This window comes from Ginsengibacter sp., from assembly GCF_057362405.1.
In genome coordinates this window covers 1-8,307 of record NZ_JBMQQG010000140.1, presented here as the reverse complement: position 1 = coordinate 8,307, position 8,307 = coordinate 1, and the positions used below count along the sequence as shown (strand labels likewise).

The window sequence follows — 8,307 nt, the reverse complement described above, 5'->3', positions numbered from 1 at the left end:
ATTCGAACAAGCAAATAAAAACAAGAGTTGTGTGTGGTTTTAATCAGGAGTGCCCCGCCGTAAAACGCGGGGTTTTGATTTTCTGAACCCTATCCTGAAAATAATACAAGCGTAATAGCTTGTGTCCTATGATAAATAATTAAGACAATTTTGAGCTCAATCTTGGGAGGAAGACGCCAACCTTAATGAATTATTTTGCCGGAATTTGGGCTTCAATTTTAGTAATTTTTAAAATATTAGTAGGTATGTGAAGATTAACAGGCGTACTTCCGGTATTTACCACAACATCTCCTGGCTTCAAAAATTCCCTTTCACGCAAGATTCCAATCTGATCAAAGAAAATATCATCAAGGCTCTCCTCCTCATCATAGAAAATGGCCCTTACACCCCAGCTTAGACTCAATTGGTTAATCAGGCTTTTCTCTTTACTAAAAATGAACAACAAAGACTTGGGCCGGTAACTACTTAGCATAAACCCGGTGTAGCCACTTTGCGTCATTCCTATTAAACCATCTGCTTTTACATCTGCCGCGAGCTTACATGCGCTATAGCATAATGCATCGCTCAGGAAGGAAGGAGAGTGGGGCTGTGGTGCCAGGATATCGTCCCTGTTGTAATCGTAAGCAGTTCTTTCAATTTCAAGTATTATTTTGCTCATTGTCTCAATTACCAGCATAGGATGCTGACCCGTAGCTGTTTCGCCGCTAAGCATCAGCGCATCTGCACCTTCTAAAACTGCATTGGCCACGTCGGTAATTTCACTCCTGTTTGGTTTAACCCTTTCAATCATACTTTCCATCATTTGGGTGGCAACGATTACAGGTTTTGCACGATGCATGCATTTACGAATAATTTCCTTTTGTATTAAAGGTACTTTCTCAATGGGAAGTTCAACCCCAAGGTCTCCGCGTGCTATCATGATGCCATCACTCTCCAGGATAATATCGCGGATATTATTGACTGCCTCGGGCTTTTCAATTTTTGCGATGACCTTTGCCTTGCTCTTGCGCTCCTTTAAAATATTCTTTAAACCAACAATATCTTTTACTTCTCTTACAAAAGAAAGTGCGATCCAGTCAACATTCTGCGTGAGGATGAAGTCCAGATCTGCAAGGTCTTTTTCTGTTAATGCAGGTAAAGAAATCTTTGTATCCGGGAGATTAAGTCCTTTTTTCGATGAAAGAATACCACCCATAACTACTTCAACTTTCACATCGTTATTTGGTAGAATTTTAATCACCTTCACTTCTAATTTGCCATCATCAATCATTATTATATTGCCGGGAACCACATCGTTATGGAGGTTGGGATAACTAACATAAATCTTTTCTCTTGTGCCAATGCATTTCGTATTGGTGAAAGTGAGCATATCGCCGGGATTAATTTCCAAGGCATTATTTTCTATTTCACCTACCCGTAATTTTGGGCCTTGTAAGTCGGCAAGTATGGCAATATTGTAAGGAAGTTCCTTATTAATTTTTCGGATTTTTTCTATTATCAGGGCCTTGTTTTCGTGTGTGCCATGAGAAAAATTAAGCCGGAAAACATTTACGCCGGCTTTAACAAGATTAACCAACATTTCATAACTGTCGCATGCCGGCCCGACAGTTGCTACAATTTTAGTTCTCTTCGTCATGTGGTCCACCCCGGCTTTCTTATCCATTCCGGGTTGAGCGTATTTTTTTACATTCTTAGACATTGGTTTTTTTTCTTTTTGCTTTAATGGTTTCTAATATCTTGTGGTGGATGTTACTAACTGACAGGTATACACGGAATTTTAGCTGGATAATATCTTTACAATCCGCATCCAGTCGTCCCCAATCTTTTGTTTCTTTTTTACAGCTTCATTGAGTGGAATAAAATGCATTCTATTGTTTAAAATGCCAACAAAAACATTATACCTTCCATCTATGAGGCACTCAACTGCGGAATAACCCATACGGCTGGCAATAAGGCGGTCAAAACAGGTAGGTGCACCACCGCGTTGTATATGACCTAAGATACAAAGCCGCACCTCCTGCTCGGGCATCCTCTCCGTAATTACTTTCGCTATTTCAGCTCCGCCAAATTCGTCTCCTTCTGCTACGACTATAATGTTTACTAATTTCTTTCTTCCTTGTTTTTCCGCCAGGGCATTTATAATGTCCTCCAAATCTGTTCTTCTCTCCGGAATTAAAATATTTTCTGCGCCTGTTGCAATGCCGCTATGCAAGGCAATGTATCCCGAATCTCTGCCCATAACTTCAATTACAAAAAGCCGGTCGTGGGCGTCTGCTGTATCTCTGACCTTGTCGATTGCTTCCACTGCAGTGTTTACCGCTGTATCAAAACCGATCGTAGAATCCGTTCCGGCGATATCCTTGTCAATGGTGCCGGGTAGCCCAATGCAAGGAATATCAAATTCATTACTAAATATTTGGGCTCCCCTGAACGAACCGTCTCCGCCAACAATTACCAACCCGTTAATGCCCAGTTTTTTTAAATTGTTATATGCTTTTTGCCGGCCTTCGTATGTAAAGAATTCTTTGCATCTTGCCGTTTTTAATATGGTTCCCCCGCGCTGTATAATGTTGGCCACGCTCTTACTTTCCATTTTATATATATCGCCATCTATCATTCCTGAATAGCCTCTTATGATTCCATATACTTCCATACCATTATAAATACCGGTGCGCACAACTGCCCTTATTGCCGCGTTCATACCCGGGGCATCACCACCTGATGTAAGTACACCTATTTTAGTTACTTTTCTTTCCGACATCATTGAAACAATTTCCTTTTTAGAGTTAAGATTGGTTTTAAAAAGTGCCAAAAATACAGATTTAGCACTAGTATTAACGAATGAAAATATTTATCAATTTATTTATCTTCACTTAATTTGGCTTCATTTAATAATAACCATGAAATTAAATTTAGTAATTCTATTCCTCCTCATGTCGATATCGTCCCGTACTTTCCCGCAAATTAAATATCCTGCAACAAAAAAGACTGACCACGTTGATGATTATTTTGGAACAAAGGTAAAAGACCCTTACCGCTGGCTTGAAGATGATAATAGTGAGCAAACCAAAGAATGGGTCGAAGCGGAGAATAAAGTTACGGACGCATATCTTTCGGCCATTCCGTATTACGATAAGGTAAAAAAGAGACTCGGGGAAATGTGGAACTATGCCAAATACAGCTCACCTTTTAAAGAGGGCGACTGGTATTATTTCTACAAAAATGATGGTCTGCAAAATCAAAGTGTATTATACAGGCAACTGGGATTAAGTGGAACACCGGAAGTTTTTATAGACCCTAACAAAATGAGTAAAGATGGAACGGCAGCTATCGGAACACCTTCCTTCAGCAAAAGTAAAAAGTATGCCGTTTACCTGGAAGCGCAAGCCGGAAGCGATTGGCAGGTAGCTCACGTGATGAATGTTGCGGATAAAAAATTATTAAATGACGAAATAAATTATATAAAATTCAGCGGCACATCGTGGCAGGGAGACGATGGATTTTATTATAGCCGCTATCCTATACCAGATGAAAAGAGTAAACTCACGACACAAAATCAAAATCACAAAGTATACTATCACAAGATAGGAACGCCCCAAAGTGAAGACATGTTGATTTATGAAGACAAGGAACACCCATTGAGAACGGTAGGTGCAGGGCTAAGCGAAGATGAACATTTCCTAATTATAGGAACGAGTGAGGGCACCAGCGGCTCGGAGCTGTGGGTGAAGGATATGAAAAATGCAGCAGGTAGCGGCTTCAAGTTATTGATTAAAGGCTTTGATACTGAATCGCATTTTATTGACAATGACGGCGACTACTTACTGGTACGCACAAACGCAGATGCCCCCAACTATAAAGTAGTGTTGATTGACCCCAAAAATCCTGAGAAGGACAACTGGAAAACTATCATTCCTGAACGAAAAGAATTATTGGAATCTGTTGGAACAGCGGGCCATAAATTGTTCCTCACCTACCTGCAGGATGCTTCCAGCAGGGTGTATCAAACTAATTATAAAGGCAACCTGGAAAGAGAAATTCATTTACCCGGAATTGGCTCTGCTGCCGGTTTTAACGGCAATGTCGATGATAAAGAAATTTTCTATACCTATTCCTCGTTCGATTATCCTGCAGCTATTTTCCGTTATGACATTAACAGCGGTCAAACGGAACTTTACCGTAAAAGTGAAGTTAAGATCGATGCCGATAATTACCAGACGGTTCAATCTTTTTTCGCCAGTAAGGATGGCACTAAGGTTCCCCTGTTTATTACTTATAAAAAAGGGTTGCAATTGAATGGAAACAACCCGGTCTTATTGTATGGATATGGAGGTTTTAATATTCCAATGACACCGGCATTTTCAATTTCCAACGCATTCTTCCTGGAACAGGGTGGTGTTTCTGTAGTGGTAAACCTTAGGGGTGGCAGCGAATACGGTGAAGCCTGGCATAAGGCAGGAATGCTGCTAAACAAGCAACACGTATTTGATGACTTTATAGCTGCTGCACAATTTTTGATTGATAAAAAATATACCAATCCCTCTAAACTTGCCATGCGTGGCGGAAGTAATGGCGGGTTGCTTATTGGTGCCGTGATGACCCAAAGGCCCGATCTGTTTAAAGTGGCAATACCGCAGGTTGGCGTTATGGATATGCTGCGTTATCACAAGTTCACGATAGGGTGGGCCTGGGCGACAGAATATGGAAGGAGCGATAAGAAAGAAGATTTTGAAAATCTTTACAAATATTCCCCATTGCAAAATTTAAAGCCCGGAGTAAAATATCCCGCAACTTTGGTAACAACGGCAGATCATGATGATCGTGTTGTGCCTGCCCATAGTTTCAAATTTGCTGCGACGTTGCAGGCTGATAATGATGGAACCAATCCAACATTGATTCGCGTGGAAACCAAAGCAGGTCACAGTGCGGGAAAGCCAACCAGTAAGCAAATTGATGAGGCTGCCGATATCTGGAGTTTCGTGATGTATAATTTAGGAATGGAATTTAAAGACTAGATTAATTGGATTGGCAACCGGGGTAATTCATATCGTCGGGCGGCGTTTGGTAATTGAAGTAGTAGACTTTTTCCAGCAAAGGCGAAACAAAAATTCCAATGCTCTGTTTCTTGTGTTTGTTAGGATCCAGGTTATCCAGTAATTGACGCATTTTTTGAATAACCGGGATTGCCTCCCTTTCGGGATAACTTTTCAGCACTTCTTTTTCGGTTTTAGACACCACTTCACTAATGATAGTATCAAATCCAGATTTGAAGTTCATCTTAGGTTCAAAGGGAATGATAATTGAGATAAAGGGAAGATCTTCCGGTATGCCGGATTCTTCAAAGGCTTCCTGGTTCATTTCATCGGACATTTTCAATTAGGTTTTATGAGGCGCCTAAATTAAAAGGCGTTTACCCGTCATACTATGAGTTTTGTCACCAGGATTAATGAGCCTTGTCATACCAATAATCCGGCACTGGAAATGAACGTTTAATAAGTACTCATTTAAACTTCCTAAGCGCTCCACCTGAGATGATGATTGCGGAACTATCAGCTATTTTTAGTTGCAAAGAATCTATCTGTGCGTGACCAACATCGAGTATAGAATATCCCTGCAGATTTGCATTAACCGATTTAATGTACATCGCTTCATCACTCTTTATTTCACCGGCACCATTGACAGGAGGACTTGTGTTATCGCCAAAATGAATTGCGACTCCCTTGTTTATAACTGAATCCTCTTTTCTTTTTGAATTATAATCAGGTGACATTTCAAATTCAACAGAAGCAGAATCTTTCTGAATTACATTGAAAGCGTCCAGGTTAGGAATCATACTTTCCAATTCAAATTTAGATTTGCCGGACATATTTACTGATATGCTTTTTTGTTTCAGCTTAAACATTTCAAAGTCGGTATTAAAACCTTCAACCGAAAGAAGTTCCGGTGAAAAAATGCGCACCAGGGTGGTCCATTTCATCCAGTCTTTTTCATTTTGACTGCTGCCGCTGTGTAAAAACTTTATGAAAAGCGTGTCATTCTTTACAAACGATTGTATGAGCTCGGGATGGTACCGCTGCCAATCATTTAAAACACGTACCGAACAGTTTTTATTTTGTTCAAACGCTATTTTGGTAATGTTGCCTCCCTCTATTTTGAGGTATTTAAACGGCTGCGTGAGAACGCTTGTATAGTTCCAGTGCAAATCACTTTTATCAATTTTATTATATTCTTTTTTCAAGACCATGTTAGATAGCAGTAAGCCCGCTATAAGTATAATCAGCATGCTTAGTAATATCCGGGAACTCAATTTCATATTATTTGGTTTTAAAATTGTCTTTTACAAATTGGTCAAACGAAGATTTTATTTCTTTAAAATCTATTTTTAAGAGATAGATGTTTCGCATAAAAACTGGTAATTCATTTTCCATAAATTGTTCCCTTCTGAAACTGAGAATTCTCTCCATTGCGTCATCTTCAATAAAATATCCAATGCCTCTTTTATTCGTAATAATATTCCTTTGCTGCAGAAAATCATAAGCTCTTTGCACCGTATTGGGATTAACTTCCATGCTTACTGCGAGGTCCCTTATACTGATGATCTTATCTCCCAGCTTCCATTTTTTTAATAAGATCTGTTCGCAAACATATTCTGCTATCTGTATGTAAATCGCCGGTGTTTCTTTAAACTCCATTTATTTATTTTAAAATTCTTTTTCCCGCAACCGTATAAACGCAACTCCCCACAATATTACAGGTAAGCCGAAATTTATAAAATACCAAATGGGGTCATGCACTTTTTTAGGAAGTTCTACAGTACCTACTTCTTTGCCAACTAAAATGGCCACATGTTGAAATGGAAAAGCGTCATCAATGTTTTTGAACATTAAACTGGCAAACAGATAGTTTAATCCATAAATACTAAACAATAATATGCAGATAAACAGGGCTGCTTTAACTAAAGCCACTTTGTTGAAATACAGTGATCCAATCAGCATCATTCCTGAAAAAATCAGGAACATAGGGTAGCATTGTCGTGCCAGGCCTACATTGAATCGAAATAAATAAACAGCCTCATACCTGATCTTGTAAAAGGGCCCATTTGGATCAAGACTATTATGGTAAGCCGATACAAACCCTGCATCCATTATCCGGTAAAATACCATGAAGATCAAAGGGTACAGGATACCGGCAATTAGAGCTGCACAAAGCCATTTTTCAAAGTTGGAAACAGGTAGTGTAAGATAGGATGAACCGCTTGCTGTAGAACTAAAATAATTGAACATGAATGAGGCCAATATAAAATCTCCTCCAACCAGGCCCCAAAGGAACGAAACATTCTGTGCGGCATTGAAGTTGACAAAAGTTTTAAAAATATAATACACTATCAAAATGAAAAGAAAAATAAGCCCGGTAAAACCGAACATTTGCATCGGTTTCTCCAGTAATATTTTTTTTAACAGAAGGCTAAATCGTTTTGTACTGAAGGTATTGTTCATTATGCTGTTTTTTAATTTTGAAAAATTGCCTTTGACAATACTGGTTTCTCTGTAATCGCATTGAAAAGATGCTCAAGGTTCACTTTACTATTTTCAGCTTTGGTATTTTTTGTAACAATGTTGAAGCCTTTTAGAGATTCTTCGATATAAAGAATCTCATCAGGCCTGCTCAATTCACTTACCGTCTTAAAACAAAGCTTTTCAGATATATCACTAACGGATGCATTTAATAGCAAGTCTCCATTGTCAACGATAATTACGCGGTCAATTAAATTATCAAGATCCCGTATCTGGTGAGTAGAGATAAAAATTATTTTATCGTCAGTAAATATAGAAGCAATTAATTTGCGAAATTTTATTTTAGAAGGAATATCGAGTCCGTTAGTAGGTTCATCCAATAATAAAACTTTTGTATTACAGGCAAGTGCAAACGCAATAATGAATTTCTTTTGCTGGCCAAACGAAAGGCCGTTTAGTTTTCCTTTATCTTTTACATCCAGTTGATCCAGGTAATTATAAAATTGCTCTTCATTAAATGCGGGGTAGAACGGAGAAAATAATTTCTTATATCCTTCAACAGTTAATGCAGGTACATATACTTCTTCGGGAATGAAATATATGGTTTCCAAAAAGGCAGGCCATCTTTTACGGGGAACAAATCCGTTCACGGCTATTTTGCCGCTTGTGGGAAACAGTAAGCCGATAAAATTTTTAAGCAGCGTTGATTTGCCAGCTCCATTTTTCCCAAGCAATCCATAGATGCTTCCTACTTCAAGTTTCAGGTTTAGATTTTTATAAAGCAGCTTTCTTT

The 8,307-nt window shown here is 38.9% G+C and carries 8 protein-coding genes; 1 reads left to right on the top strand and 7 read right to left on the bottom strand.

Features of this window, described 5'->3' with window-relative positions; translation table 11 throughout:
- Nucleotides 1–190: 190 nt before the first annotated feature.
- Together pyk and pfkA are read right to left on the bottom strand one after the other, a co-directional pair.
- A complete protein-coding gene (gene pyk / locus ACO1O5_RS11380; RefSeq protein WP_486270270.1) occupies nt 191–1,699 on the bottom strand; it encodes a pyruvate kinase in 1,509 nt (502 codons plus the stop codon).
- Nucleotides 1,700–1,777: 78 nt separating this feature from the next.
- Nucleotides 1,778–2,812, bottom strand: a complete 1,035-nt coding sequence (pfkA, locus tag ACO1O5_RS11375; protein ID WP_486270268.1) for a 6-phosphofructokinase — start codon at nt 2,810–2,812, stop codon at nt 1,778–1,780.
- A gap of 88 nt (nt 2,813–2,900) precedes the next feature.
- Between pfkA and ACO1O5_RS11370 the strand changes: the two genes are divergently transcribed.
- Nucleotides 2,901–5,015: a prolyl oligopeptidase family serine peptidase gene (locus ACO1O5_RS11370; protein WP_486270266.1), complete on the top strand. Its 2,115-nt coding sequence runs from the start codon at nt 2,901–2,903 to the stop codon at nt 5,013–5,015.
- Nucleotide 5,016: 1 nt separating this feature from the next.
- Here ACO1O5_RS11370 and ACO1O5_RS11365 read toward each other — a convergent pair whose 3' ends face one another.
- The 5 genes from ACO1O5_RS11365 to ACO1O5_RS11345 form a co-directional block, all read right to left on the bottom strand.
- Entirely contained in the window at nt 5,017–5,370 is a 354-nt protein-coding gene (locus tag ACO1O5_RS11365) for a hypothetical protein (RefSeq protein WP_486270264.1), read from the bottom strand.
- Nucleotides 5,371–5,500: 130 nt separating this feature from the next.
- Nucleotides 5,501–6,313: a hypothetical protein gene (locus ACO1O5_RS11360; RefSeq protein WP_486270263.1), complete on the bottom strand. Its 813-nt coding sequence runs from the start codon at nt 6,311–6,313 to the stop codon at nt 5,501–5,503.
- Between the two features lies 1 nt (nt 6,314).
- Nucleotides 6,315–6,692, bottom strand: a complete 378-nt coding sequence (locus ACO1O5_RS11355) for a GntR family transcriptional regulator (RefSeq protein ID WP_486270261.1) — start codon at nt 6,690–6,692, stop codon at nt 6,315–6,317.
- A 9-nt stretch (nt 6,693–6,701) separates the two neighbouring features.
- Nucleotides 6,702–7,496 (bottom strand): hypothetical protein, encoded by a 795-nt coding sequence (locus ACO1O5_RS11350; RefSeq protein WP_486270260.1) that lies wholly within the window; start codon nt 7,494–7,496, stop codon nt 6,702–6,704.
- 11 nt (nt 7,497–7,507) lie between these two features.
- Nucleotides 7,508–8,307 (bottom strand): ABC transporter ATP-binding protein (locus ACO1O5_RS11345; protein WP_486270259.1); only part of this gene is annotated, 800 nt, incomplete at its 5' end.

Excerpts from the sequence above, each read along its gene's own strand:
- ACO1O5_RS11350 (WP_486270260.1), bottom strand. The coding sequence starts at position 7,496 with ATGAACAATACCTTCAGTACAAAACGATTTAGCCTTCTGTTAAAAAAA.
- ACO1O5_RS11370 (WP_486270266.1), top strand. The coding sequence starts at position 2,901 with ATGAAATTAAATTTAGTAATTCTATTCCTCCTCATGTCGATATCGTCC.
- pyk (WP_486270270.1), bottom strand. The coding sequence starts at position 1,699 with ATGTCTAAGAATGTAAAAAAATACGCTCAACCCGGAATGGATAAGAAA.
- ACO1O5_RS11365 (WP_486270264.1), bottom strand. The coding sequence starts at position 5,370 with ATGTCCGATGAAATGAACCAGGAAGCCTTTGAAGAATCCGGCATACCG.
- ACO1O5_RS11355 (WP_486270261.1), bottom strand. The coding sequence starts at position 6,692 with ATGGAGTTTAAAGAAACACCGGCGATTTACATACAGATAGCAGAATAT.
- ACO1O5_RS11360 (WP_486270263.1), bottom strand. The coding sequence starts at position 6,313 with ATGAAATTGAGTTCCCGGATATTACTAAGCATGCTGATTATACTTATA.